This is a genomic window from Brenneria goodwinii (assembly GCF_002291445.1).
Lineage (GTDB): Bacteria > Pseudomonadota > Gammaproteobacteria > Enterobacterales > Enterobacteriaceae > Brenneria > Brenneria goodwinii.
In genome coordinates this window covers 1,895,263-1,921,603 of the sequence record NZ_CP014137.1, presented here as the reverse complement: position 1 = coordinate 1,921,603, position 26,341 = coordinate 1,895,263, and the positions used below count along the sequence as shown (strand labels likewise).

26 protein-coding genes and 1 other annotated feature are annotated in these 26,341 nt (G+C 49.5%); of the genes, 15 read left to right on the top strand and 11 right to left on the bottom strand.

Annotated features, from left to right (window positions below):
- Positions 1 to 276 precede the first annotated feature (276 nt).
- The 4 genes from htpX to ACN28R_RS08585 all read left to right on the top strand — a co-directional run bounded on the left by htpX (position 277) and on the right by ACN28R_RS08585 (position 4,073).
- The gene (gene htpX / locus ACN28R_RS08600; RefSeq protein WP_048639034.1) at positions 277 to 1,158 is read left to right on the top strand and encodes a protease HtpX; all 882 of its coding nucleotides are present in this window, start codon (positions 277 to 279) and stop codon (positions 1,156 to 1,158) included.
- Between the two features lie 335 nt (positions 1,159 to 1,493).
- A complete protein-coding gene (ogl, locus tag ACN28R_RS08595; RefSeq protein WP_095834161.1) occupies positions 1,494 to 2,660 on the top strand; it encodes an oligogalacturonate lyase in 1,167 nt (388 codons plus the stop codon).
- Between the two features lie 243 nt (positions 2,661 to 2,903).
- The gene (kdgR, locus tag ACN28R_RS08590) at positions 2,904 to 3,695 is read left to right on the top strand and encodes a DNA-binding transcriptional regulator KdgR (protein ID WP_048639032.1); all 792 of its coding nucleotides are present in this window, start codon (positions 2,904 to 2,906) and stop codon (positions 3,693 to 3,695) included.
- Between the two features lie 141 nt (positions 3,696 to 3,836).
- Positions 3,837 to 4,073 (top strand): YebO family protein, encoded by a 237-nt coding sequence (locus ACN28R_RS08585; RefSeq protein WP_183092049.1) that lies wholly within the window; start codon positions 3,837 to 3,839, stop codon positions 4,071 to 4,073.
- 71 nt (positions 4,074 to 4,144) lie between these two features.
- Here ACN28R_RS08585 and ACN28R_RS08580 read toward each other — a convergent pair whose 3' ends face one another.
- Positions 4,145 to 4,579 (bottom strand): FMN-binding protein, encoded by a 435-nt coding sequence (locus ACN28R_RS08580; RefSeq protein ID WP_048639031.1) that lies wholly within the window; start codon positions 4,577 to 4,579, stop codon positions 4,145 to 4,147.
- A gap of 348 nt (positions 4,580 to 4,927) precedes the next feature.
- Here ACN28R_RS08580 and ACN28R_RS08575 point away from each other — a divergent pair, with 348 nt between their 5' ends.
- The 9 genes from ACN28R_RS08575 (at position 4,928) to ihfA (ending at position 13,005) form a co-directional block, all read left to right on the top strand.
- On the top strand, positions 4,928 to 5,350 hold the full coding sequence (locus ACN28R_RS08575; RefSeq protein ID WP_048639030.1) for a hypothetical protein: 423 nt from the start codon (positions 4,928 to 4,930) through the stop codon (positions 5,348 to 5,350).
- Positions 5,351 to 5,765: 415 nt separating this feature from the next.
- Positions 5,766 to 7,694, top strand: coding sequence for a threonine--tRNA ligase (gene thrS, locus ACN28R_RS08570; protein ID WP_095834160.1), 1,929 nt, complete (start codon positions 5,766 to 5,768; stop codon positions 7,692 to 7,694).
- A 3-nt stretch (positions 7,695 to 7,697) separates the two neighbouring features.
- On the top strand, positions 7,698 to 8,240 hold the full coding sequence (gene infC / locus ACN28R_RS08565) for a translation initiation factor IF-3 (RefSeq protein WP_072065893.1): 543 nt from the start codon (positions 7,698 to 7,700) through the stop codon (positions 8,238 to 8,240).
- A gap of 99 nt (positions 8,241 to 8,339) precedes the next feature.
- The gene (gene rpmI / locus ACN28R_RS08560; protein ID WP_048639028.1) at positions 8,340 to 8,537 is read left to right on the top strand and encodes a 50S ribosomal protein L35; all 198 of its coding nucleotides are present in this window, start codon (positions 8,340 to 8,342) and stop codon (positions 8,535 to 8,537) included.
- A gap of 43 nt (positions 8,538 to 8,580) precedes the next feature.
- Positions 8,581 to 8,937 (top strand): 50S ribosomal protein L20, encoded by a 357-nt coding sequence (gene rplT, locus ACN28R_RS08555; protein WP_048639027.1) that lies wholly within the window; start codon positions 8,581 to 8,583, stop codon positions 8,935 to 8,937.
- 149 nt (positions 8,938 to 9,086) lie between these two features.
- Positions 9,087 to 9,212, top strand: a sequence feature (Phe leader region).
- Positions 9,093 to 9,137 carry a pheST operon leader peptide PheM gene (gene pheM, locus ACN28R_RS08550; RefSeq protein WP_121514181.1) on the top strand — a complete coding sequence of 15 codons (45 nt, stop codon included), beginning with the start codon at positions 9,093 to 9,095 and terminating at the stop codon, positions 9,135 to 9,137. (Overlaps the previous feature by 45 nt.)
- Positions 9,213 to 9,317: 105 nt before the next feature.
- A complete protein-coding gene (pheS, locus tag ACN28R_RS08545) occupies positions 9,318 to 10,301 on the top strand; it encodes a phenylalanine--tRNA ligase subunit alpha (RefSeq protein ID WP_048639026.1) in 984 nt (327 codons plus the stop codon).
- A gap of 15 nt (positions 10,302 to 10,316) precedes the next feature.
- A complete protein-coding gene (gene pheT, locus ACN28R_RS08540; RefSeq protein ID WP_095834159.1) occupies positions 10,317 to 12,704 on the top strand; it encodes a phenylalanine--tRNA ligase subunit beta in 2,388 nt (795 codons plus the stop codon).
- Positions 12,705 to 12,708: 4 nt separating this feature from the next.
- Positions 12,709 to 13,005, top strand: a complete 297-nt coding sequence (ihfA, locus tag ACN28R_RS08535) for an integration host factor subunit alpha (RefSeq protein ID WP_009112984.1) — start codon at positions 12,709 to 12,711, stop codon at positions 13,003 to 13,005.
- A 113-nt stretch (positions 13,006 to 13,118) separates the two neighbouring features.
- Here ihfA and ACN28R_RS08530 read toward each other — a convergent pair whose 3' ends face one another.
- From ACN28R_RS08530 to nadE, 3 genes are all read right to left on the bottom strand, one after another.
- Positions 13,119 to 14,837 (bottom strand): ABC transporter ATP-binding protein, encoded by a 1,719-nt coding sequence (locus ACN28R_RS08530; RefSeq protein WP_095834158.1) that lies wholly within the window; start codon positions 14,835 to 14,837, stop codon positions 13,119 to 13,121.
- A gap of 84 nt (positions 14,838 to 14,921) precedes the next feature.
- Entirely contained in the window at positions 14,922 to 15,815 is an 894-nt protein-coding gene (gene yddG / locus ACN28R_RS08525) for an aromatic amino acid DMT transporter YddG (RefSeq protein ID WP_095834157.1), read from the bottom strand.
- 87 nt (positions 15,816 to 15,902) lie between these two features.
- Entirely contained in the window at positions 15,903 to 16,727 is an 825-nt protein-coding gene (gene nadE, locus ACN28R_RS08520; RefSeq protein ID WP_048639022.1) for an ammonia-dependent NAD(+) synthetase, read from the bottom strand.
- Between the two features lie 225 nt (positions 16,728 to 16,952).
- Here nadE and osmE point away from each other — a divergent pair, with 225 nt between their 5' ends.
- Together osmE and ACN28R_RS08510 are read left to right on the top strand one after the other, a co-directional pair.
- On the top strand, positions 16,953 to 17,285 hold the full coding sequence (gene osmE / locus ACN28R_RS08515; protein WP_048639021.1) for an osmotically-inducible lipoprotein OsmE: 333 nt from the start codon (positions 16,953 to 16,955) through the stop codon (positions 17,283 to 17,285).
- Positions 17,286 to 17,647: 362 nt separating this feature from the next.
- Positions 17,648 to 18,145 (top strand): RcnB family protein, encoded by a 498-nt coding sequence (locus tag ACN28R_RS08510; RefSeq protein WP_095834156.1) that lies wholly within the window; start codon positions 17,648 to 17,650, stop codon positions 18,143 to 18,145.
- A 97-nt stretch (positions 18,146 to 18,242) separates the two neighbouring features.
- Here ACN28R_RS08510 and ACN28R_RS08505 read toward each other — a convergent pair whose 3' ends face one another.
- The 7 genes from ACN28R_RS08505 to ACN28R_RS08475 all read right to left on the bottom strand — a co-directional run bounded on the left by ACN28R_RS08505 (position 18,243) and on the right by ACN28R_RS08475 (position 26,320).
- On the bottom strand, positions 18,243 to 19,637 hold the full coding sequence (locus ACN28R_RS08505) for an L-cystine transporter (protein WP_048639019.1): 1,395 nt from the start codon (positions 19,635 to 19,637) through the stop codon (positions 18,243 to 18,245).
- A gap of 213 nt (positions 19,638 to 19,850) precedes the next feature.
- Positions 19,851 to 20,426, bottom strand: coding sequence for a metal-dependent hydrolase (locus ACN28R_RS08500; protein WP_048639018.1), 576 nt, complete (start codon positions 20,424 to 20,426; stop codon positions 19,851 to 19,853).
- A 313-nt stretch (positions 20,427 to 20,739) separates the two neighbouring features.
- Positions 20,740 to 21,459: an oligogalacturonate-specific porin KdgM family protein gene (locus ACN28R_RS08495; RefSeq protein ID WP_048639017.1), complete on the bottom strand. Its 720-nt coding sequence runs from the start codon at positions 21,457 to 21,459 to the stop codon at positions 20,740 to 20,742.
- Positions 21,460 to 22,085: 626 nt separating this feature from the next.
- Positions 22,086 to 23,375 (bottom strand): ABC transporter substrate-binding protein, encoded by a 1,290-nt coding sequence (locus tag ACN28R_RS08490; RefSeq protein ID WP_048639016.1) that lies wholly within the window; start codon positions 23,373 to 23,375, stop codon positions 22,086 to 22,088.
- Positions 23,376 to 23,390: 15 nt separating this feature from the next.
- Positions 23,391 to 24,518: an ABC transporter ATP-binding protein gene (locus tag ACN28R_RS08485; protein WP_048639015.1), complete on the bottom strand. Its 1,128-nt coding sequence runs from the start codon at positions 24,516 to 24,518 to the stop codon at positions 23,391 to 23,393.
- Positions 24,519 to 24,531: 13 nt separating this feature from the next.
- Positions 24,532 to 25,437: a carbohydrate ABC transporter permease gene (locus ACN28R_RS08480; RefSeq protein ID WP_048639014.1), complete on the bottom strand. Its 906-nt coding sequence runs from the start codon at positions 25,435 to 25,437 to the stop codon at positions 24,532 to 24,534.
- Positions 25,430 to 26,320 carry a carbohydrate ABC transporter permease gene (locus ACN28R_RS08475; protein ID WP_048639013.1) on the bottom strand — a complete coding sequence of 297 codons (891 nt, stop codon included), beginning with the start codon at positions 26,318 to 26,320 and terminating at the stop codon, positions 25,430 to 25,432. Before ACN28R_RS08475 ends, ACN28R_RS08480 begins: the two co-directional genes overlap by 8 nt.
- Positions 26,321 to 26,341 lie beyond the last annotated feature (21 nt).

The window sequence follows — 26,341 nt, the reverse complement described above, 5'->3', positions numbered from 1 at the left end:
GGCGCCAGCAGCAAAGCTGATTGATGAAAGTAGCCTGACGCCAGGTTAGATAGGATCCGGCAGCCTGGCTGTTCCCGTTTTTTCTCTATAACTGTAATGTATTTGTTATAAAGTGCTGTAGACAACTCCCTCTCTAATAAGCATTTCCCCTTACAAAATGTAAAGTTATGTTGATTTAGTAACTGAAAAGTTAAGAATGCTTGAAAAAGTCAGCGCAGCCCATACGATGTAGATGTCACAAACTTTTATTTTTCTGCGAGAGGAAATCAAACTTCTATGATGCGTATTGCGCTTTTCCTGATCACCAACCTGGCGGTGATGTTGGTTTTCGGGCTGATCCTTAGCCTGACGGGAATCCAATCCAGCAGCGCCCAGGGTTTAATGGTAATGGCTGGGCTGTTTGGCTTTGGCGGTGCATTTGTTTCACTGCTGATGTCTAAATGGATGGCATTACGATCTGTTGGTGGTGAAGTGATTGAGCAACCACGGAACGAAACGGAGCGCTGGTTGCTGGAAACCGTCCGTTCGCAGTCTCAGCAGGTTGGTATCGTCATGCCTCAGGTGGCGATTTATCATGCGCCTGACATCAACGCATTTGCGACCGGTGCGCGGCGTGATGCGTCGTTGGTTGCGGTGAGTACCGGTTTGCTGCAAAACATGAATCGTGATGAAGCAGAAGCGGTTATCGCTCATGAAATCAGCCACGTGGCTAACGGCGATATGGTTACCATGACGTTGATTCAGGGCGTCGTGAACACCTTTGTTATCTTCGTTTCCCGTATTATCGCTCAGGTAGCTTCTGGTTTCCTGTCCGGCAACCGGAGCGACGGCGAGAGCAGCAACGGTAATCCGATGATCTATTTTGCCGTTGCCATGGTGCTGGAACTGGTGTTTGGTATTCTTGCCAGCATCATTACCATGTGGTTCTCCCGCTATCGTGAGTTTCATGCGGATGCCGGTTCGGCGAAGCTGGTCGGGCGTGAGAAGATGATTGCGGCCTTGCAACGCTTGAAAACCAGCTATGAACCACAGGAAGAAGGCAGTATTTTGGCTTTCTGTATCAACGGTAAATCCAAGGCGTTCAGCGAACTGTTTATGTCGCATCCTCCGCTGGACAAACGAATTGAAGCATTGCGTTCCGGCGCTTACCTGAAATAACCGCGTTTATCGTTTCTCCCAAAGGCCCTCGCGGGCCTTTGTTGTTTTTGGATCTTCCTCATCAATACTGCCGCCTTCTCTTATCCCGCCTGAATAATGTCATTGAATCTTAAACCGTTGATGAAAACAGGCAGAATGTTTCACAAAATAAAATCACGATCACGGAAAAATGAAACGTTGTTTCTATAATAACAATTTAAACCGGGCGCACACCGTTTCAGAAGGCGCTCGCTTGTCGCAATAGACGAAATGACTGATAAAAACCGCAGTTCGACACCTCACTGGATGCTCGTGCGGCGTCAGACTTATTAATAATGAGCTCTAAGGATTTACGGATGGCCAAAGGCAATAAGATCCCACTAACGTTTCATACCTATCAGGACTCGGCGACCGGCGCCGAAGTGGTGCGTTTAACTCCGCCCGATGTAATTTGCCACCGCAATTACTTTTATCAGAAATGTTTTACCAATGATGGCAGTAAGCTGTTGTTCGGCGGCGCGTTTGATGGCCCCTGGAACTACTACCTGCTGGACCTGAAAACCCAGGAAGCTACCCAGTTAACCGAAGGAGAGGGCGATAATACCTTTGGCGGTTTTCTGTCTCCCAACGACGAGGCGTTATATTACGTGAAAAATGTCCGTAATCTGATGCGTGTCGATCTAATCACCCTGGAAGAGAAAATAATTTATCAGGTTCCTGATGATTGGGTGGGTTATGGTACCTGGGTTGCGAATTCCGACTGCACAAAAATAGTCGGTATTGAAATTAAAAAGGAAGATTGGCAACCATTAACCGATTGGAAAAAATTTCAGGAATTTTACTTCACTAACCCTTGTTGCCGCCTGATTCACGTTGACCTGGCAACCGGTGAGGCGCAAACCATTCTGCAGGAAAATCAGTGGTTGGGACACCCGATTTATCGTCCTGGCGATGATAATACCGTCGCGTTTTGTCATGAAGGCCCGCACGATCTGGTTGACGCCCGGATGTGGTTCATTAATGAAGACGGCAGCAACATGCGCAAGGTAAAAGAACATGCGCAGGGCGAGAGTTGCACTCATGAATTCTGGGTGCCGGATGGCTCGGCGATGATCTATGTGTCTTACCATAAGGGCAATCCCCATCGTTATATTTGCAGTATCGATCCCGTCACGTTGGAAGACCGCCAATTAACCGCTATGCCTGCCTGCTCCCACCTGATGAGTAATTTTGACGGCACATTGCTGGTGGGCGATGGCTCTGATGCGCCGGTCGATGTGCAGGATGATGGCGGTTATAAAATTGAGAACGATCCCTTCCTCTACGTTTTTAATATGCAAACCGGCAGACAGCACCGTGTCGCTCAGCACAACACTTCATGGGCGGTGTTGGACGGCGATCGGCAGGTGACACATCCACATCCTTCTTTTACGCCGGATAATAAACAGATTCTATTTACCTCCGACGTCGACGGAAAACCCGCGCTATATCTGGCCCGGGTTCCAGATGCCGTCTGGCGTTAACTGATATGGCATAGCTCGCTGCCGCCGCACTAAGCACTAAACCGCGCTGTCGTTTATATCGCGGTTTAGTGCTGTAATTTTACGCACAGTATGATGAGTAAAACTTTTAGGCCCAAATATATTTATTAAAGTTACTTGATTATCGTCGTTGCTCCATTGCCATAATCAAAGTGTTCCCTTTATACTAAAACCATTGTTCTATTTTTTTTAAAACAAGAAAAATCAAATAGGGTAACTACAAAAATGGCTATTGCAGATTTAGATAAACAGCCCGATTCCGTGTCATCTGTTCTAAAAGTTTTTGGTATTTTGCAGGCATTGGGTGAAGAGCGTGAAATCGGTATTACCGAGCTCTCTCAGCGTGTGATGATGTCTAAAAGTACAGTGTACCGATTCTTGCAGACGATGAAATCGTTGGGTTATGTGGCGCAGGAAGGTGAATCAGAGAAATATTCGCTGACGCTGAAACTGTTTGAACTCGGCGCGAAAGCATTGCAGAACGTCGATTTAATCCGTAGCGCCGATATACAAATGCGGGAACTCTCGGCACTCACGCGGGAAACCATTCACCTTGGCGCGCTGGATGAAGACAGCATTGTCTATATCCATAAAATCGATTCAATGTATAACCTGCGGATGTACTCCCGTATCGGCCGCCGCAATCCGTTATACAGTACCGCCATTGGCAAGGTCTTGTTGGCCTGGCGCGATAAGGATGAAGCGAACGAAATCCTCGCCGACGTTGAGTTTACCCGTAGCACGCCGCATACCCTGGTTTCGCGTGAAGAACTGCTGACGCAGTTGGATGTGGTCCGCGAGCAAGGCTACGGCGAGGATAATGAAGAACAGGAAGAGGGGCTGCGTTGCATCGCGGTGCCTGTTTTCGATCGTTTCGGCGTGGTTATCGCCGGCCTGAGTATTTCATTTCCAACCATTCGTTTTTCTGAAGAAAACAAACTCGGATACGTTGAGATGCTACATACTGCGGCCAGAAACATCTCTGAACAAATGGGTTACCACGACTACCCATTCTAAATTAAGAATATTCTTTATAAACCTGTCCTGGCGACAGGTTTTTTTATGCCGTACTTACCCCGGGCTTGGTGTTAAGATGGATCATCGTGAGTGGTTGTCTGGCTGATTGTTATGAGCGGAATTGGTGTGAACACATTAGAAATGCTTTTTGCCATAGTCGTTGCGCTGCTGATATTACTGGTCTGGTTTTTTCTCAACCGAGCAAGCGTCAGAGCAAACGAGCAAATCAAACTGTTGCGGCAGATCGTCGAGCAGCAGAAGCAACAGTTGGAACTGTTGAAACAAGTGGCGCCAAAACAGAACGTTGAGAGTGCTGATAATTCGCAGGGGCAAGATGACGTCGCTCTTGAGTTTAGGGACATCATCCCAGAGCGGTAATGATATCAGTGCAACATCCCGTATTTCAGCGCCTTACGGGATAGTTGCACGTTAACGATTCACACGGAAACTTACTCTACTTTTGTTGTTTCTAGATTACCTGCTTTCGCGTTTTCTATTGCCGCACTGGCAAGTATTTTGAAATCTTCCGTTGAGTGTGTGGCGCCGGTTACGCCGTCAATGTTCGCGATATCCTGTTTTTCTATCAGGCTCTGCGGCAGTTTTACCGTATAAATGGCTGGTGAAGTGCCAGTCGCTGCAGCCATTGTTTTGCCGTACGCCTGGTCTGATGTTTTCAGGTGACCATCTTTCTCGCTGGTATAGTCAAATTTTACCGCCGAAATTTTCCCATCTTTGTAAGTCAGTTCCAGAAATGGTTTCCATCCATGATCATCAAAATTGGCGGCTTCTGCTTTATAAGTGCCATCTTTAATCACACTGCCTGCAGCAAAAACGGTAACAGCGAAAAATCCCGTCAGAATGACAGATAACAACCTGATCTTCATATATTATTTCCTTAAAAGGATAACTGGAAACGATAGCGGTAGCTATGGATAAAATAATGTTAACGGACTAATGATTTGCAGGGAACAGTCCGTAGATTAACGCGGGACTTGCTTAAAAAAAGTGGGCTATTTAACAGATTTTCGCTATTGAAACATATTTTACATGGTAATAGGTGGAGTGAATCACACTATCCACTTTGTTGATCTTTTCCACGCCGCCACAGGCTCTCTTGGGTTCAATACTGTTTTTGAACTCCATGGCGTGGCTGTTTCGCCGTGGTGAGTTTTTAAAGATCTGCGTAAAACGACCGATAGACCTGTTAAGGTCAAATAACCTCGGTCTTTATTATGTATAAAAAACTCGCCTTGGCGTTTTCCACGCTGTTTGTCCCACTGTTTCTGACAGGATGTCTGGATGAAACGCCCCCAGAGAATGTCCTGAACAGTAAGATTATCTTAAGATCCGGCATTGATGATGGCGGCGGCTTCACCGTCAAGCAGGTAATCGAGTCCATTCATTATTTACAGAAGTACGGCGATACCAACGTCAGAGTCAGAGGTTGGGAAAAAGGCATTGACCGCTATACCTACATTTATACCTATGAGAGCGGTGGAATAAGACACACCGTCGTAAGCGATTTCTATCCCCAGGGCGATTACACCTTTTTCCGCAACGCGGGGAATCCATCATTTTTGGCCGCCAGACAGGATTTGATGGGATATGCATCCGTCTATGATCAGATAACGATGAGAAGCGCGCAGGAAAAATAAATCAAGCCATAGAACGACTCTTGCGCTTCCGGCGCCATCACCGTACTGGGCTGCGTAATGGTATTAACCGAAGCAAAACATGCGGGAACCTGATTGGGCGCGGTTCAAACGTGATGGCGGAACCCTATCGGAATTCTGTACGGTAAGACTTACGCGCACGCGGTTTCCGTGATAATCAACGGCTTTCATGCGCTGATTACCTTTTTTACTTCGCTTTAACGCCAGCATTATACGGTGTATTATTACCGGGACGTTATCCGTGTCACGCAGGGTCATTGTTAATCAATGCGCCGCCATGTGTACATATTCCGCAGAGTATAGAGGAATAGCATGGGTAATATATTGAATTTAAATGAACAAGTTATTTTGTATGTGATCTTTCGTGTGGGTCACCACTGCAAATAAGGGAATTATAATGCCTGTTATTACCCTTCCTGATGGAAGTCAGCGTCATTACGACCACGCCGTTTCCCCCCTTGATGTAGCCCTCGATATCGGACCCGGATTGGCAAAAGCCTGTATTGCCGGACGCGTGAACGGCGAACTGGTGGATGCTTGCGACAAGATTGAAAACGATGCTCAATTAGCCATCATCACCGCGAAAGATGAAGCCGGCCTGGAGATTATCCGTCACTCTTGCGCACACCTGTTGGGGCATGCGATTAAGCAATTATGGCCTGATACCAAAATGGCCATCGGCCCGGTGATTGACAACGGTTTTTATTATGACGTTGACCTCGACCGCACCCTGACCCAGGAAGATGTCGATCTGCTTGAAAAGCGTATGCATGAGCTAGCCAGCAAAGATTATGACGTCATTAAGAAAAAAGTAAGCTGGCAGGAAGCGCGTGATACTTTTGCCGCCCGCGGCGAGACGTATAAAATAGCCATTCTGGACGACAACATCAGTCATGACGATCGTCCCGGCTTGTATCATCACGAAGAATACATCGATATGTGCCGCGGCCCGCACGTACCGAATATGCGTTTCTGTCATCACTTCAAGCTGCAGAAAACGTCGGGCGCTTACTGGCGCGGCGATAGCAAAAACAAAATGCTGCAGCGCATTTATGGAACGGCCTGGGCGGATAAAAAACAGCTCAATGCCTATCTGCAACGTCTTGAAGAAGCGGCGAAGCGCGATCATCGCAAAATCGGTAAGCAGCTCGATCTTTATCATATGCAGGAAGAAGCGCCGGGCATGGTGTTCTGGCACAATGACGGATGGATCATCTTCCGCGAGCTGGAAGCGTTCGTGCGCATGAAGCTCAAAGAGTACCAGTATCAGGAAGTGAAAGGCCCATTTATGATGGATCGGGTGCTGTGGGAAAAAACCGGGCACTGGGACAATTACAAAGACGCGATGTTTACCACCTCGTCTGAAAACCGTGAATACTGTATCAAGCCGATGAACTGTCCGGGCCACGTGCAGATTTTCAATCAGGGCTTGAAATCCTACCGCGATTTGCCGCTGCGGATGGCCGAGTTCGGCAGTTGCCATCGTAACGAGCCTTCAGGTTCGCTGCACGGGCTGATGCGCGTGCGCGGCTTCACCCAGGACGACGCGCATATTTTCTGTACCGAAGAGCAAATTCGCAATGAAGTTAATAGCTGTATCAAGATGGTATATGATGTGTACAGCACCTTCGGTTTTGAAAAAATCGCGGTAAAACTGTCCACTCGTCCGGAAAAACGCATCGGCAGCGATGAAATCTGGGATCGTGCAGAGGAAGACCTGGCCGCCGCGCTGTCGGAAAACGGTATTCAATTTGAATATCAGCCGGGCGAAGGGGCGTTTTACGGTCCTAAGATTGAATTTACTCTACATGATTGTTTGGATCGTGCCTGGCAGTGTGGTACGGTGCAGCTCGACTTTTCATTACCCGGCCGCCTGAATGCCTCTTACGTAGGCGAAAACAACGAACGTCAGGTGCCGGTAATGATTCACCGGGCTATCCTGGGATCAATGGAGCGTTTCATCGGTATTCTTACCGAAGAATTCGCGGGTTTCTTCCCAACATGGTTAGCGCCGGTACAGGCGGTGATTATGAATATCACCGATAGCCAGTCTGATTATGTCAGCGAATTGACCAAAAAATTGCAAGAAGCAGGTATTCGCGTAAAAGCAGACTTGAGAAATGAGAAGATAGGCTTTAAAATCCGCGAGCACACTTTACGGCGTGTTCCCTATATGCTGGTCTGCGGCGATAAAGAGGTAGAGGCAGGAAAAGTTGCTGTCCGTACCCGCCGAGGCAAAGATTTGGGAAGTGTTGACGTTAGTGAAGTAATCAGTAAGCTGCAGCAAGAGATTCGCAGCCGTAGTCTTCATCAATTGGAGGAATAAGGTATTAAAGGCGGAAAACGAGTTCAACCGGCGCGTCCTAATCGCATCAACAGAGAAATTCGCGCACAAGAGGTACGCCTGACCGGCGTCGAAGGCGAACAACTTGGCATTGTAAGTCTGAATGAAGCATTAGAAAAAGCCGAGGAAGCAGGTGTTGATTTAGTTGAAATCAGTCCGAATGCCGAGCCGCCGGTTTGCCGAATCATGGATTACGGCAAGTTCCTCTATGAGAAGAGTAAGGCCACAAAGGAACAAAAGAAGAAGCAAAAAGTCATTCAGGTTAAGGAAATCAAATTCCGGCCTGGTACCGATGATGGCGACTATCAGGTCAAACTACGCAACCTGGTTCGCTTTCTGGAAGACGGCGATAAAGCCAAAATCACACTGCGTTTTCGCGGTCGTGAAATGGCGCACCAACAGATTGGTATCGAAATGCTTAACCGCGTTCGTGACGATCTGAGTGAACTGGCTGTGGTTGAATCCTTCCCATCGAAGATTGAAGGCCGCCAGATGATCATGGTGCTCGCACCTAAGAAGAAACAGTAAGGCATTCAAGTAATTAAAACCCGCGCTGCCTTTGCGCCGTGCGGGTTTTGTTCGCCTTATCTGATTCGTTGTAATTAACAATGCGAAGTGGAAATTAACATGCCAAAGATCAAAACAGTACGTGGCGCCGCTAAACGCTTCAAAAAAACCGCCAGCGGCGGTTTCAAGCGTAAGCATGCCAACCTGCGTCATATTCTGACCAAAAAAGCGACTAAACGTAAACGTCATCTGCGTCCGAAGGACATGGTCTCCAAAGGGGATCTGGGCCTGGTTATCGCATGTTTGCCTTACGCATAAGTAACCTTTTTTGAATTTAGAATAAGACTTTAGGAGAGAGCATATGGCTCGCGTAAAACGTGGTGTGGTTGCTCGTGCACGTCACAAGAAAGTATTGAAACAAGCGAAAGGTTACTATGGTGCCCGTTCGCGCGTTTATCGTGTTGCCTTCCAGGCAGTAATCAAAGCTGGTCAGTATGCTTACCGTGACCGTCGTCAACGTAAGCGTCAGTTCCGTCAGCTGTGGATTGCACGTATCAACGCAGCAGCCCGTCAAAACGGCTTGTCTTACAGCAAATTCATCAATGGCCTGAAAAAAGCCTCTGTTGAAATTGACCGTAAGATCCTGGCTGATATCGCCGTATTCGACAAAGTCGCATTTAGCGCGCTGGTCGAAAAAGCGAAAGCAGCGCTGGCGTAAGTCAGTTGAAAGAGGGGGCTTTGCTCCCTCTTTTCGTTTTTAATCGGCGCTAACGCTCAGATAAGCAATTATTACTGTTGACATTTTGTGTGTCTCATCTTTCAATAAAGCAGTTTTATTTTCCCGTTCTACGATGACGACAAGGTAACGCAAGTATGCATACTGCTATTTTCCGTTTCTTTTTTTACTTTAGCGCCTGACTTCAGGGTGGCTTTGCGCGTAAGAAAAGAAACGAAAAGTAGCGCCTAAGCCTCCCTCAGGGAGGCTTTTTTGTTTAATAAGCAAAATTTTCAATACGCGGTGAAAAAGCATCACGCGTTATTGAGTAAATATTTTCCAATCATGACAGTTGGCCATACAGGCAGAAGAAGAGGAATGCAATGCCACATCTCGCAGAGCTGGTAGCCAAAGCCAGAACAGCCATAGAAGAGGCCCAGGATGTTGCCGCGCTGGATACCGTGCGCGTCGAATATCTTGGCAAAAAAGGTCACTTAACCCTTCAGATGACCTCGCTGCGCGAGCTGCCTGCTGAAGAACGTCCTGCCGCGGGCGCGGTGATTAACCAGGCCAAGCAGGAAGTGCAGGAGGCGCTGAACGCGCGCAAACAGGCGCTGGAATCCGCTGCGTTGAATGCCCGCCTGGCCGAAGAAACCATTGATGTGTCTCTGCCGGGGCGCACCATCGAAAACGGTGGTCTGCATCCGGTCACTCGCACTATTGAACGCATCGAAACCTTTTTCGGCGAGTTGGGCTTTTCCGTGGCGACAGGGCCGGAAATTGAAGACGATTATCATAACTTCGATGCGCTGAATATTCCCGGGCACCACCCGGCGCGCGCCGATCACGATACCTTCTGGTTCGATGCCACCCGTCTGCTGCGTACGCAGACGTCCGGCGTGCAGATTCGCACCATGGAAAAGCAGCAGCCGCCGATTCGCATCATCGCGCCAGGCCGGGTATATCGTAATGACTACGATCAGACGCATACGCCAATGTTCCATCAGATGGAAGGGCTGATTGTCGATAAAAACATCAGCTTTACCAATCTGAAAGGAACCTTGCACGATTTCCTGCGCAACTTCTTTGAGGAAGATCTCCAGGTCCGTTTCCGTCCTTCCTATTTCCCATTTACCGAGCCTTCCGCTGAAGTCGATGTGATGGGCAAAAACGGCAAGTGGCTGGAAGTGCTGGGCTGCGGCATGGTGCATCCTAACGTGCTGCGTAACGTGGGCATCGATCCGGATGTCTATTCCGGCTTTGCCTTCGGCATGGGCATGGAGCGATTGACCATGCTGCGCTACGGCGTAACCGATCTGCGCGCGTTCTTTGAAAACGATCTGCGTTTCCTCAAACAGTTTAAGTAAGGCGGGAATATCATCATGAAATTCAGTGAACTCTGGTTGCGCGAGTGGGTAAACCCGGCGATTGACAGCGAAGCACTATCTGAACAAATCACTATGGCCGGCCTGGAAGTTGACGGCGTAGAGCCGGTTGCCGGCGCGTTTCACGGCGTGGTTGTGGGCGAAGTCGTGGAATGCGGTCAGCACCCCAATGCCGACAAGCTGCGCGTAACGAAAGTCAATGTGGGCGGCGATCGCCTGCTGGATATTGTTTGCGGCGCGCCTAACTGCCGCCAGGGCTTGAAGGTCGCCGTCGCCACAATCGGCGCGGTGTTGCCCGGCGACTTTAAAATCAAGGCGGCCAAACTGCGCGGCGAACCATCCGAAGGCATGCTCTGTTCATTCTCTGAACTGAGTATTTCCGACGATCACGATGGCATTATCGAATTGCCGCTGGATGCGCCGCTCGGGACGGATATTCGCGACTACCTCAGGCTGGATGATAATGCCATTGATATCAGCGTGACGCCAAACCGCGCCGATTGTCTGGGGATCATCGGCGTGGCTCGCGATGTGGCGGCGCTGAATCAGTTAGCGCTGACAGAGCCGGAAATCGCGCCTGTCGATGTCACTATTCAGGATACGTTCCCGATTCAGGTCGACGCGCCGCAGGCGTGTCCGCGCTATCTGGGCCGTGTCGTCAAGGGCATCAACATTAACGCCGCCACCCCGATGTGGATGCGTGAAAAACTGCGTCGTTGCGGTATTCGCTCTATCGACCCGGTTGTGGACGTCACCAATTACGTTCTGCTGGAGTTAGGCCAGCCGATGCATGCCTTTGATCTTGACCGTCTCGATGGGGGCATCGTGGTTCGTATGGCGCGGGAGGATGAGGCGCTGACTCTGCTGGACGGCAACGAGGTGAAACTGCAAGCCGACACGCTGGTGATCGCCGATAAGCAAAAAGCGCTGGCGCTGGGCGGCATTTTTGGCGGCGAACACTCCGGCGTTAATGAAAATACCCGGAATGTTTTGCTGGAGTGCGCATACTTTAATCCGTTGTCGATTACCGGACGAGCGCGTCGTCATGGCCTGCATACAGACGCGTCTCACCGCTATGAACGCGGCGTCGATCCGCAGATGCAGCTCAAAGCGATGGAACGTGCAACACGTTTACTGATTGATATCTGCGGCGGTCAGGCCGGTCCGGTGGTGAACGTGACCAGCGAGGCGGATTTACCGGTTCGCGCCACCATTACGCTACGCCGTGAAAAGCTTGACCGTTTAATCGGTCATCATATTGCCGACGAGCAGGTCAGCGATATTTTGCAGCGTCTTGGCTGTCAGGTGACGAAAACTGATGCCGGATGGCAGGCCGTCGCGCCAAGCTGGCGTTTCGATATGGAAATTGAAGAGGACCTGGTGGAAGAGGTCGCGCGTCTGTATGGCTACAATAACATTCCGAATGTCGCCACCCAGGCTCCGTTGAAGATGACCGCCCATCGTGAAGCGGATCTTCCTCTGAAGCGAGTGAAGACGTTATTGGTCGATCATGGCTATCAGGAAGCAATTACTTACAGTTTTGTTGATCCGAAGATTCAAGCGCTAATCCACCCCGGCGAGGAGGCGTTAATTCTGCCCAGTCCGATCTCCGCCGAGATGTCAGCCATGCGTCTGTCTCTGTGGAGCGGTCTGCTGAGCGCGGTGGTGTACAACCAGAACCGTCAGCAAAACCGCCTGCGTTTGTTCGAGAGCGGCTTGCGTTTCGTACCTGACAGCAGCGCCAATCTGGGCATTCGCCAAGATTTGATGTTAGCCGGGGTGATAACCGGCAACCGCTATGAGGAGCATTGGGATCTGTCGCGTCAGGCCGTTGACTTCTATGATTTGAAAGGCGATTTGGAAGCGGTATTGGCGTTAACGGGTAAACTGTCTGAGGTCGAATTCAGAGCGGAAAGCAATCCGGCATTGCATCCGGGGCAAAGTGCTGCTATTTATCTGTGCGGGGAACGCATTGGATTTATTGGGGTTATCCATCCTGAACTGGATCGTAAACTGGATCTGAATGGGCGCACAGTGGTGTTCGAGCTGCTGTGGGATAAGGTCGCAGACCGCGTGCTGCCTGATGCGAGCAACATTTCTCGCTTCCCTGCAAACCGCCGAGATATTGCTATTGTGGTGGCTGAAAACGTTCCCGCTGGCGATGTTTTAGCCGAATGTAAGAAAGTTGGCGCAAATCAGTTAGTTGGCGTAAACTTATTCGACGTGTACCGTGGGAAGGGCGTAGCGGATGGGTATAAGAGCCTGGCTGTAAGCCTAATCTTGCAAGATTCCTCCCGTACACTGGCAGAAGAGGAAATTGCCGCTACCGTTGCAGAATGTGTAGCAGCATTAAAACAGCGATTCCAAGCATCCTTGAGGGATTGAACCTATGGCGCTTACAAAAGCTGAAATGTCAGAATACCTGTTTGAGAAGCTTGGGCTGAGCAAACGGGATGCCAAAGAGCTAGTCGAGCTGTTTTTTGAAGAAGTTCGTCGCGCTTTGGAAAATGGCGAGCAGGTCAAATTGTCGGGGTTTGGCAACTTTGATTTGCGAGACAAGAACCAACGACCGGGACGTAACCCAAAAACTGGCGAAGATATTCCGATTACGGCGCGCCGTGTGGTCACGTTCCGTCCGGGGCAAAAGTTGAAGAGTCGGGTAGAGAACGCTTCTCCCAAAGAGTAAAAGTCATCACCAAAAAAGGCCGCGTAAGCGGCCTTTTTCTTGTCTATAGAAAAAAACGGGGAGATAATTCCCCCCGATAAAACCCTGCGGCATAACAGACATAGCCGAATGTATCAGGTATAGCCGAACTGCGCCTGATGCAGGCTGGCATAAATACCGCTGTGAGCCAGCAGATCCTGATGGCTGCCCTGTTCGATGATGCCGCCGTTATCCACCACCACAATACGTTCGGCGTTCTGTATCGTCGCCAGACGGTGGGCGATGACTAATGTGGTGCGCCCGGCGGAAAGTTCGTTCAGCGACTGTTGAATCGCCTGTTCCGTTGCGGTATCCAGTGCCGAGGTCGCTTCATCCAGAATGAGTATCGGCGGGTTTTTCAGGAAGATCCGCGCGATAGACAAGCGCTGTTTCTGTCCGCCGGACAGCTTGACTCCGCGCTCGCCCACAACAGTATCGAGGCCGTCTGGCAGATCGTCAATCAACTCGTTCAGTCTGGCGCGCTGTGCCGCCAGCATGATTTCGTCGTCGCTGGCGTTCAGTTTTCCGTAGGCGATATTTTCCCGGATGCTGCCGCCAAATAGAAAGACATCCTGCTGCACGATACCGATCTGGCTGCGCAGAGAGGTCTGGGTCATTTCCCGGATATCAATGCCGTCAATGGTAATACTGCCGCTGGACAGGTCATAAAAACGCGGCAGCAATGAGCAGAGCGTGGTTTTCCCTGCGCCGGACGGCCCGACAAAAGCGACGGTTTCGCCAGCACGAATCGACAGATTAACGTTATGGAGGATGGGGCGGTCGGGCGAATAGCCAAATCCAACCTGATTGAACTGGATGTCGCCTTTGAGCGGACCGACATTGCGCGCATTGGGAGCATCCGTTATTTCCGGCACGGTATCAATTAGTTGGGTGAAGCGTTTAAAACCGGCGATGCCTTTTGGATAACTTTCCAGCACCGAAGTGATTTTGGCCACCGGGCGGAAAAACACTTCGATAAGCAGCAGGAAACCGATAAAACCGCCATAGCTCAGTTCGCCTGCAATGACGTACCAGATACCGGCCAGCATGACGATAAGCTGTATCAGGCGCGTGCTCAGGTAGCTGAGGGTCAGGCTGGCCGTCATGATGCGATAGGCTTGCAGCTTGGTGCGCCGGTAATTTTCGTTATCATGGGAAAATAGTTGCTTCTCATGCGCTTCGTTGGCAAAGGCTTTCACCACGCGAATACCGCCGACGCTCTCTTCAATACGGGCATTGAAATTACCGACCTGACCAAATAACTGCCGCCAGGTTTCCGTCATCCGGGCGCCATAGCGGCTCACCAGAAATGTCATGAACGGCACGATAATGATGGTCAACATGGCCAGCGGCAGATGTACCGTCGCCATCAGGATAAATGCGCCAATGAAGGTCATTACGGCGATGAACAGGTCTTCCGGACCGTGGTGCGCAATTTCGCCGACCTCTTCCAGATCCTTGGTGACGTGGGTGATGATATGCCCGGTTTTCATATTGTCATAATAGCGGAAAGGCAATTTTTGCAGGTGTTCAAACGCCTGCCGCCGCATGTCCGTTTCGATGCCGACGCCCAGCGCATGGCCCCAATAGTTAACGATCGCCATTAACCCGGTATTCAACAGATAAATGGCCAGAAGAGCGATAGAGGCGAGCAGAATCAGCGTCCAATTTTGCGCCGGCAGCAGCGTATCGATGAACGATTTGATCGCCATCGGAAAACCCAGTTCAAGTAAGCCGGCGATAATGGCGCAGCCAAAATCGAGAACGAATAACCCCTTGTAAGGAGCGTAATAAGAGAAGAAACGCCGTAACATGTAATGAATTTTGAGTTAAAAAAATGTGAAAACTACTATAACAGGTAATTGTCCTCAGCGGGACACCTGAATAATATGAACAGTTTATCGTCCGGGTTGCCGGGTAGCCCACCAGCATAGCAGGGAACCCGCCGTCACCATCAGTACGCCTTGCCAGAAGGAGAACGCGGGCGTGGTTCTCAGCCACAGCGCGGCCAGCAGCGTAGAGAGGACCGGGGTAAAATAGGAGGCCGTCGCCAGCAGCGTTAAATTACCGTATTGAATCCCGGCGTTCCAGGCTGAGTATGCCAGCGCGGTCGATGCGCCCATAAAAATAAGCTCTATCGATGACGCTAGGGTAAATATGATCGGTCCTTCCGCACTCAGCGCATATTGAATCCACAATACGGCGGACGCCACCAGAAAAAACAGCGAAATACCGCTTTTACCCTGACCGTAACGCTTGGTGATATTGCAATATAGCGCCCAAACCGCCGCCGCGGAGAAGGCCAGCCCATAGGCCAGCGGATTGGTGAGAATGTTTTGCCACAGCAGCCAGGGGGACCATGCGCCGTCGCCCTTCATAATCCAGACGATGCCGGCTAAAGAGAGCGCCAGCCCCAGCCAGAGTAATATGCGGCTTTTCTGCTGATTAATGAAGATGGCGAACAGAATGGTCAGGCAGGGCCAGAGGTAGTTAATCATTCCCAGCTCCATTGCCTGTAACCGATTATTGGCTAACCCGATGGCCAGAGAGAGAAAGATTTCATAGCAAACAAACAAGGGGCCGCCAACCAGCAGGTAGATTTTAGGCAGCGTTTTGATCTGCGGCATGCCGTAAAACAGAAAAAGGCATAGCGTACTCATCGAATAGATCATGGCCGCGCCGCCGATCGGGCCAAGCGTTTCGGTCAGGCTACGAATCAGTCCGACGGACGTACTCCATAGAATGATTGCCACTAAACCTGCCAGGGTTGCGCGTTGTAGCGTCGAGATCATGATGGGAAGTCTTACTTATTATAATGGAGCGGGAATAATAAAGCGGATACTGACGTCAGTATCCGCCCCGTAACAACCGATAGAGTCTTAACGCCAGAAGTCGTCGAAAACGGTAACCGGCGGCCGACGCTTATGTTCGGTTTTGAGATACCAGTTTTCAATGATCGCGGCATCTTTTGCATCAATCTGCTTACCTTCGAGGTAATCATCGATTTTTTCATAGGTGACGCCCAGCGCCACTTCGTCCGGCAGAGAAGGGCGATCGTCCTCCAGGTCGGCCGTCGGCGCTTTGGTATAAAGGTTGGGCGGGCATCCCAATTCGCGTAACAGAGCCTTACCCTGACGTTTATTCAGACGGAATATCGGATTGATATCGGTGCCGCCATCGCCGTATTTGGTGAAAAAGCCGGTTACCGCTTCTGCGGCATGGTCCGTTCCGACCACCAGGCCCGCATTCATCCCGGCGATGCTGTACTGCGCCTTCATCCGTTCGCGCGCCTTTTCGTTCCCTTTTACAAAGTCAGACAGCTCAATGCCGATCGCTCTCAGCGTGGCTTCACTGGCGTTGACGGCAGGTTTGATATTAACCGTCAGCACCTTATCCGGTTTAATGAAAGCAATGGCATCCTGGCAGTCTGACTCATCGGCCTGTACGCCATAAGGTAAACGCACGGCGATGAACTGATAATCCTGATTGCCGGTTTCATTACGCAATTCCGTGATGGCCGTCTGGCACAGTTTACCGGTCAGCGTCGAGTCTTGACCGCCGCTGATGCCCAGAACCAACGACTTCACAAACGGATGCGCTGCCAGATAACTCTTTAAAAAATCAACGCTGACACGGATTTCTTTCGCCGGGTCAATACTGCTTTTAACGCCCAACGCGGTGATAATGTCTTGTTGTAATGACATAACGTTCCCCTTCCTGAACTTGTTGATCCTGCCCAAAATGCCTTAATCATCAGAGTGTAAAGCTAATTGGCGTGAAGAAAAAGGACAAGCGCGCTATCAGCAGTTTTACCTATGGATAAAATCGCCCCGGCGCTTAATTAATGCGTGCATTCCTAGGGTTAAAATTTGAAAAAACGTCTTTTGCCATCTAGTCTTAACAGTGACCCATTCACTTGAGGTAATGCAATGAAAAATAATCGACTCTTGCTCTGTATGGCAGCGGCTGGTGTTGTTCTTCTTTCTGGGTGTACAACCTACAATAAAGCAGAAAGTCTGGTGACGGAACCCGTCGTGAAGGATGTGAAAACCGGGATGACGAAGCAGCAGGTTCTGCAGATTGCCGGACCGGGCTCAACGGAAGTACGGATGAGAAATGCGCGGGGAACGTGTAGTAATTATCTGTTGAAAAACCGCGATGGAACGGCGCAAAGCTACTTTGTCAGTTATGACGAAACCGGTCATGTGCTGAACAAGGGCTTCCAGAGCTGTGAAGCATACGATACTTCGCCACAACGATAACAAACTTTTCACGTAAGCGATGAGCTTACTTGGTTTATTATCTCCAATCGTTATTTTTGAATTTTTATCGTTACAAACATGCTGAAAGACGCACATCTCTTTTTAGATGCCTTTCAGCATGATCTGTTAGTATCCCGCTACCCGTCCGCTAACCTTTCCCGCCATGGATGACGCAATATCAGCCAGAGCAAAGCCGCTTGATCATTACCTTCTATTTAGAGTGTTAAGATTCTGTTTGAATTTGGTAATATATTGTCAGATCAAGGGGTTTAAGATATTTCTACCTTTCATTGCGTGACATTGTGACCGATATTGCTGTTAACCAAGTTCTACAAAACGGTTTATGCGTTGAGGAAAATGCAATGACGAAAAAAACACTGGCACTAATGATGTCGTTACTTCTGGCGACAAGTTCCTTTTCAGGACTGACTTTTGCGCAGGGACCGAATGGACAGCAAGAGCAGAAGATGCTGCCAAACAACAATCAAAACGGTGGCGATCGTAAGAATGCGCCGGCGGCTAACAACAACCAAAGAAACGTACCTAACGGCAACAGCCACAACAATAACAAAGGGAACCAGGCGGTAAAACAGGTAAAGCAGGCTCCGCGTGAACAGCGGAATGCAGCCAACTTCCGTGAGCGGGACCATTTCGCATCCGGGGGAAATGATTTCAGGAAGGGGCATCCGGTGCCGCAACGTTTCCGTGGCAATGATTACCGGGTTAATGACTGGCGCGCCCGCGGTTTACGTGAGCCGCCCGCCGGTCAGCACTGGGCCTACATTGACGGTAACTATGTCTTGATTGCCGCCGCTACCGGGATAATCACGGCTATCCTTCTGAATAGCGCGCTGAACTAGTCGTTAAAGAGTTAAAGAGTAAAAAGGGTTAATGTGCCGGCGGAACAACTGCCGGCACGTTTTTTTTACGCCAGACGGCGAAGGCTTTATGAACGCATTATCGATGCGCCAGCTCAGCCTCTTCCTGCCCGTCAAACACGGTCTTATCCGTTTGTTTCAATAACTGGCTGGTTACGGTTCCCGCCGTCATCGAGCCGCTGACGTTCAATGCCGTACGCCCCATATCAATCAATGGTTCGATGGAAATCAGCAATGCAACCAGGGTAACGGGCAATCCCATGGCCGGCAGGACAATCAGCGCGGCGAAGGTTGCTCCGCCCCCCACGCCGGCCACGCCGGCTGAACTGATGGTGACGATGCCGACCAGCGTCGCAATCCATACCGGATCGAGCGGATTGATGCCGACCGTCGGGGCAACCATCACCGCCAGCATCGCGGGATAAAGCCCGGCGCAGCCGTTTTGGCCGATAGTGGTGCCGAATGAGGCGGCAAAGCTGGCGATGGATTCCGGTACCCCGATACGGCGGGTTTGCGCTTCAATACTGAGAGGAATGGTCGCCGCGCTGGAGCGGCTGGTAAAGGCAAACGTCAGTACCGGCCATATCTTGCGGAAGAAACGGGCGGGGTTGATGCCGGTCAACGATAGGATCAGCGCGTGAACGCCGAACATGATGGCCAGCCCCAGGTAAGACGCCACCACAAAACTACCCAACTTAAGGATATCTTGCAGGTTGGAACTGGCGACCATTTTGGTCATTAACGCCAATACGCCGTACGGGGTCAGCCTCATTACCAGTCGAACCAGTTTCATGACCCAGGATTGCAAGGTATCGATGGCGGTCAGCACGCGCTCGCCTTTTACCGCGTCATCTTTGGTCAATTGCAGCGCCGCGACACCGAGGAACACGGCAAAGATAACCACGCTGATGATTGAGGTAGGGTTGGCGCCGGTCAACTCGGCAAAAGGATTTTTAGGAATGAAGGAGAGGATTATCTGCGGGATGCTCAGATCGGAAACTTTGCCCACATAGTTATTTTCGATAGCCGACAGGCGAGCGGTTTCCTGTGCGCCCTGCACCAATCCGCTGGCGGTCAATCCGAACAGATTCGTCACGAAAACCCCGACCAGCGCGGCGATGAGCGTGGTGAACAGCAGGGTGCCAAGGGTCAGTATGCTGATCTTCCCTAATGAAGAGGCATTATGCAGCTTGGCGACCGAGTTCAGAATGGAGACAAATACCAGCGGCATCACGATCATTTGCAGTAGTTGAACATAGCCGTTGCCAACGATGTTAAACCAGGCGATAGATTGTGCGATGACAGGATTATCGCTGCCGTAGACCAGGTGTAACGCCAGGCCGAATAACACCCCGATAACCAGACCCAATAAGACTTTTTTTGCCAGGCTCCACGATCTGTTCTTGCTGGCGTATCCCAGCAAGAACAATAGGGCGGCAAACGCCAGAATATTTAATAGCAGCGGAAAGTTCATCTCCACTTCTCCCTATTAATTAGATGAATAATATTTTCAGCATGATGAAAAACGCGCACAAGGATAACAGTTCTTTCATAAGTTTGTTATATGCCTGTAAGTGATAAATTATAGCCAATAGCGCTCATGATCTTCGTAATTTTTGGCATATATCGCTGCATTGTCCGCTACCGCGGCAACGATTCTATAACCCATCGCCTATTGGGACGGCGCTTATTTTAACAGTTGGATCACTTGTGCCTGCGCCGCGCGGATAAGTCTGAATGATTGTTCGTAAGTACAACAGTTCAGACTTTTTTGTGGCTGATATAGCGAAAAGCCAATAAAGGCGATGCAAAGGAAACGTTCTAGCTGGTTGCCTTTTTGGCCGTTTAATATCGGCAAGCGAAAACGCCAGCGGCAAGGCCAGAGCAGAGGCACGCCTGACGAGGTCAGGAGATCGGCGGCAATATGGCTTAGGTAACCGACAATCATGGCGTGGTAGGCGTCGGTCGGCAGCAGCCAATCAGACGGCAGGCGAGTTTGAATGAAGAATACGCCGGCAACAATGGCAAGCAGGCTATGGGTAAAACCGCGATGGCCAAATGCGCGTGCGATAGGCGCCGATATCCACTTCAGCCTTTGCCCCAGCAGGGATTTGGGGTGATCAATATCCGGCAGGAGCGACGTCAGCAGCGCGCCCGGAATGATATGCCACCAGTCTCCCGCCGCCAGTTCCGGCGACAATTCCACTTTTTTAGCCAGGATCGCGCAGGCAACAGAGAATAGGACATGTCCTTCCGCAGTCATTAAACGTCTCGAATCGAACTGTTATTTTATACAGTATAAGAGATTGTCACGATCAGCGGAAGTAGTTACAGCGTAACGATCTATTACTTATGGCGTCTTTTGTCCTTTTTTACGCGGCGTCGAGTACTTTGAGTCATCTACCTAAGAGGAATTGCGGCTGATTGAGTGGGCTAAAAAAAGGGCAGTCATTATATCGGAGAGAGAAATGACTGCCCTGAAGTGGCAAAAGTAGATCAATAGATAACGTTCATATGTAAAGAGGATAATTCAGACACGATAATGACGAATGCAATACTAATAGCATGACGGGTTATTAGAAGTTGTACTGTACACCTACGCGGTAGCGGGTTTGGCGGTGATCGGACTTGCCATCCTGCGCCACATTACCGACAGCAATAAATGGCTTCCAGTTTTTATCCAGCTTGTAGCCCAATTTTATATCATGGTCGATGTTATAAGTTTCATTATCATATTGGTAGGCGCCAGCCTTGTTCGCTTTTTTATAATCCATTTCATAATCGATCTGGAAGTCTTTCAGGAATTTATAGGTGAGTGTCCCGGTAAGGTTATAGCCGTTTTCCTGGGTATGGTTTGAACCGCCGATATTTGAACTTTTTCTCAGGTAATAAGGCCGGTAACGCAGTGAGTAGGACAGATCGTCAGTAATATTGACTTTACCGCGCAAATAAGGACGGTAGTTGTTGGACGATGAAGAGGAATCTAAGGAGAATCCTGGTTCAATAGAAAAGGTTTTATTAAAATTATAAACGTAGCTGGCAACGACTTCAGTACCGTTACTAACGGTTTCATGATAAGGCTTGTTGGGCGTAGTTTCCTGTGACGGTTCGCCATTCTTCCATTTTGCTTCAACGGACAGGCCAAACCCATTGGCAAAACGATGAGATATTAACAGACGATCGCGGTGATCATTCTTTGGCGTATCTTTCATTTCATGGCGGTAATCGATAGTAACGGCCATTGCATTAATACTGATTAAAGAGGTAACTGCCAGAGCTAATGATTTTAATTTCATTTTTTTATTACCTGTGCGGTTTGGATTATGTTTGATAAAAATACCTCTCCTTGAGGTATGGCACATTCTACTTATCCTTATCGTTTATTTTGTGATCTTGATCTTTTGGTAATAATAAAAATGAAATAACGTTTTAATTTGTGATAATGATCGGTTTTGATCTGTTTTGTGTTTCAGTTTAAATGAAAAATCCACTCTTTTAATAATGAGTTTTTTAATTATTTTTGTGTTTTAATGTTTGTTTTTCGTTGTTTTTATTTATGTAATTTATTGATATTTAAATGTTTGTATTTTTATGAAACTTTACATGGTAGCAATGTATGTTGGTTGGTTTTGTGATTAACATCTTTTGCTAAATAAAATATTATTGTTTTGGCTTTGTTTGTGATTTGGACGTGCCTGCTTGTCTTTCTGGTTTCAAGAAAGATGAAATGATTCACGTCAGGCGGTTTATTATTTTTTTACGGCGCTATGGATTATTTTAATATGGCTTTAGATACTCGTTGCAATGATGATGGTAAGCATTGTTTTCAGTGAGTGGGCGGCGGGCTTTTTATCAGGAATGGAAATGAAAATCCCTGCCGGTTGAGCGGCAGGGATCAATAGTGGGATAATGATATTGATAGTTATCTCATGGCGCGTTTTAAAATACGTTCAGACTGGCGCTGGAAGTATTTTGCCGTTTCCTCAACAGACTTTTGACCATAATCGATATACTGAATGGCGTCGCCGAACAGAGAAACGATTTGCGGATCGTCAAAATAAGGCGAAACGCTGCTTTCGTGAGGCAGCGACAGCGCCAGACTCAGCCCGGCAACCGCGGGAGAATCATCTTTAATGACGCCATCGGCGGTTAACTGAGCCACCGCGGCTTTGCTGAGCGGTACGCCACGCTCTAACCCCAATGCCTGAACGCCTTCTTTGCTGTTTAACAGAAAGTTAATCAGCATGGCGGATTCTTTTGGATGTTTAGTCGATTTACCGATAGATAGCATCTGAGCCGGTTTAAAGAACAGACCGGCATCTTTGGCGCCCGGCAGTATCGGGTAGCTCCCCAGTTCCAGCTTCGCCGGTGGTTGCAGGTTATCGGAGTACTTGGTAATCGTCGAGTTCCACATATAAGTGCCGCCCCAGTCGCCCAGGATCCACGGTTTCATTTCATACATGTTGCTCTTGCCGAAAGAGGCATAGTATTTCGCTGACGGCATCACATGGCTATCAACCAGTTTTTTGTACATAGCGAAAAATTCAACCCACTGGTCATCCGTGTATGAAAATTTCTTATTTTTCTCGTCTACGGCCGGGATATTGTATTTCTGAACCATATAGGAGTTAAGCAGAGCCAGGGAGTCCTGATGTTCCAGCACCACCGGATAGGCTTGCTCACCCAGTTTCTCTTTGAAAACCAGACCGGCGTTCAGCAGTTCATCCCAGGTTTTAGGATACTCCAGACCGGCTTTTTTCCATGTTTCGGTGTTGAAATAGAACACGCGGGCGGTGACGGAAATAGGAATACCGTTCAGCTTGCCTTCAATCGTGGTGGATTGCAGATCCAAGGGATTGAATTGCCCCAGATCCAACTCATCCTTAACTTTATTCAGATCGTAGAAACCGTCGCCGGTTTTAGAAAAGATCGGCAACCAGTTCCAGTTGGTTTGCATCACGTCCGGTTCGGTATTGCCGGCAATTTGCGTAGTCAAGCGGGAGAGGTGACCATCCCAACCGGTGTATTCGGCCTTAACATTAATATTCGGGTGTTGCTTATGAAATTCTTCAATAGCTTTCAACGTATATTGGTGGCGAGTATTACCTCCCCACCATGACATACGCAGCTCAACCTGGTCGGCGGCAAAAGCTTGATGAGCCAATAACGCCAGAGATGAGGCTATCAATGTGTGTAGGATCGCTTTTTTCATCGGTAACTGCTCCTGTTAGAGAGAGATGTTTTTTTCTGTTTTTGCATCAAAGATATGGCACTTATCCATATCGAATTGGAAGAATACCTGGCGATGCAGGCCATTCTTGATAATCAACCGCGCTTCGTCGGATGGCACGCGGCTGGTTAATTCAAAGCCATCCACCTTGATATACATAAAGAATTCATGGCCCATGTTCTCTACGCGCACCAGCTCGCCCTGAGAGTGATTACCCTCAAATGGGGTCTCCGATACGGTCACGTATTCCGGGCGGATACCGAAGAAAATATCCTGGCCGGAGTAGGCCCGCACTTTATCCTGCTGCTCGCTGTTCAAGACCAGCGTGTAATGACCAACGGTTAAACCGATCTGACCGTCTTTTTCCACCAGCTTGCTGGGTTTGATATTCATTTCCGGCGCGCCAATAAAGCCGGCGACGAACATGTTGCACGGATAGTGGTACAGGTTATCCGGCGTATCCACCTGCATAATGTGGCCCAGTTTCATCACGCAGATACGATCGCCCATGGTCATGGCTTCGGTTTGGTCGTGGGTAACATAAACCGTGGTGGCCGGTTTGCCGCTTTTCTTTAACTGCTTGTGCAGATCGGAAATACGGATGCGCATGGAGGCGCGCAGTTTGGCGTCAAGGTTGGAGAGCGGTTCATCAAACAGAAACACATCGGGTTTTTTCACGATGGCGCGGCCTACCGCCACGCGCTGCGCCTGACCGCCGGAGAGCTGGCGGGGCAGGCGATCCATCAATTCTTCCAATTCAAGAATTTTGGACGCTTCGGTAACTTGCGCTTCGATTTGGTCTTTCGGCAACTTGCTGAGCTTCAGGCCGAAGGCCAGATTCTCTTTGACCGTCATATGCGGATAGAGCGCATAGTTCTGGAACACCATGGCGATACCGCGCTCTTTCGGCGCCAGGTTGTTCACTACCCGCTCGCCGATGCGCACTTCGCCGCCGCTGATGGTTTCCAGACCGGCCAGCATGCGCAGCGTCGTGGATTTGGCGCAGCCGGACGGACCAACGATAACCATAAACTCGCCGTCTTTGATGGTCAGGTCGATACTGTGTACCGCTTTGAAACCGTTGGAGTAAACTTTTTCCAGTTTGTTGAAAGTAACTTCAGCCATGATAGATCCTCAATTAACCTTTAATTCCGCTGCTGGTAACGCCCTGTACGAAGTAGCGCTGTGCCAGGAAGAAAATGATGATGGATGGCAGAATGGAAATGCTCGCCATTGCCAGAATTTCGTTCCACGGTGCGCCTTCCGTTACGTCGATGGACATTTTCAGCGCCAGCGCAATCGGATATTTATCCACGCTGTAGACATAAATCAGCGGACCGATAAAGTCGTTCATCGACCACATAAACTGGAACAGCGCCACCGAGATAATGGCCGGTTTCAGGATCGGCACCACCACATACCACAGAACCTGGAAGGAGTTGCAGCCATCGATTTGGGCGGCTTCTTCCATATCACGCGGCACGCCGCGCAGGAACTGGATCAGCATGAAGACAAAGAATCCCTGGGTGGCAAAGGCCAGCGGCAGATACAGCGGCATATAGCTGTTCAACATGCCCATTTCGCGGAACATGATGTACTGCGGGATCAGCAGCACGGTGCTGGGCAGCAACATGGTGGCGATCAGCGTGGCGAACCAGAAGTTCTTCCAGGGAATTTCGAAGCGGGCGAAGCCGTATGCCACGATGGTGGAAGAAATGATGGTCAGGATCACTTTCGGGATCACGTACTTAAAGGTGTTAAGCATGTAGTGACCGAAATTGTATTCCGTCCCGGTTTTCCAGCCGTTGACGAACCCGTCCCAGGTGGCGTGTTCGGGCCATAATCCGAGCGTGGTAAAAATCTCATGATTGGGCTTGAGGGATGCGGAGAACATCCACGCCAGCGGATAGAGCATCAGCAGCCCGACAAATAACAGTATGATGTAACGGATAGCGGCGCTGATTTTTTCTTTCCGCAGCGTACGGCGAACCTCTATTGCCGCCACTTCCTGAGCCGAATTGATGTTTGAATGTATGTCAGCCATTTTTTCCTCCTTTATCGGCGGAATAGAACACCCAGTATTTGGACGATTTGAAGGCAACCGAAGCGAATACCGCGACAACCAGGAACAGAACCCACGCCAGCGCGGCGCCATAGCCCATGTCGAAATATTTGAATGCCGTATCGTAGATATAAAGCGAGAACAGATAGGTGTAATGGGTCGGCCCGCCACCGGTAATCACGTAAGGCGCGGTAAATTCCTGGAACGCCTGCGTGGTCTGCATAATAAAGTTAAAGAAAATAACCGGCGTAATTAATGGCACGGTGACTTTCATAAACATCTGCCATTTAGAGGCGCCGTCGATCATGGCTGCTTCGTACTGTGACTGCGGTACGTTCTGCAGGGCCGCCAGGAAGATAACCATGGCGGAACCAAACTGCCAGACGCGCAGCAGCGTAACCGACATCAGGGCCAGAGAGGGCTCGCCGAGCCAGTTAACCGCATCAAGACCAAACACGCCGAGAAAACTATTCAGCAGGCCGTCGATAGCGAATAGCGCGCGCCATAACACGGCGATCGCCACGCTGCTGCCTAGAATAGAGGGAACATAGTAAGCGGTTCGGAAAAAACCAATACCGCGCAGTTTAAAATTCAGCACAAAAGCAATTAATAGCGCGAAAATTAATTTTAGCGGGATGGTTAAAAAGACATAAGCAAAGGTCACCCCCATGGATTTCCAAAAAAGGTCATCCTCAAGGAACATCCGATGATAATTTTCTATCCCGGTAAATTCGGGCGGGCTCATTAAATCATACTCGGTAAAACTGAGTATCAATGATGAAATAAAGGGGAATGCGGTAAAAACTATCAGCCCTATAATATAGGGGGAGATATAGGCGAACCCCAGCATTCTGTTTTCATTCATAATGCTTACCTATTTAGTAAT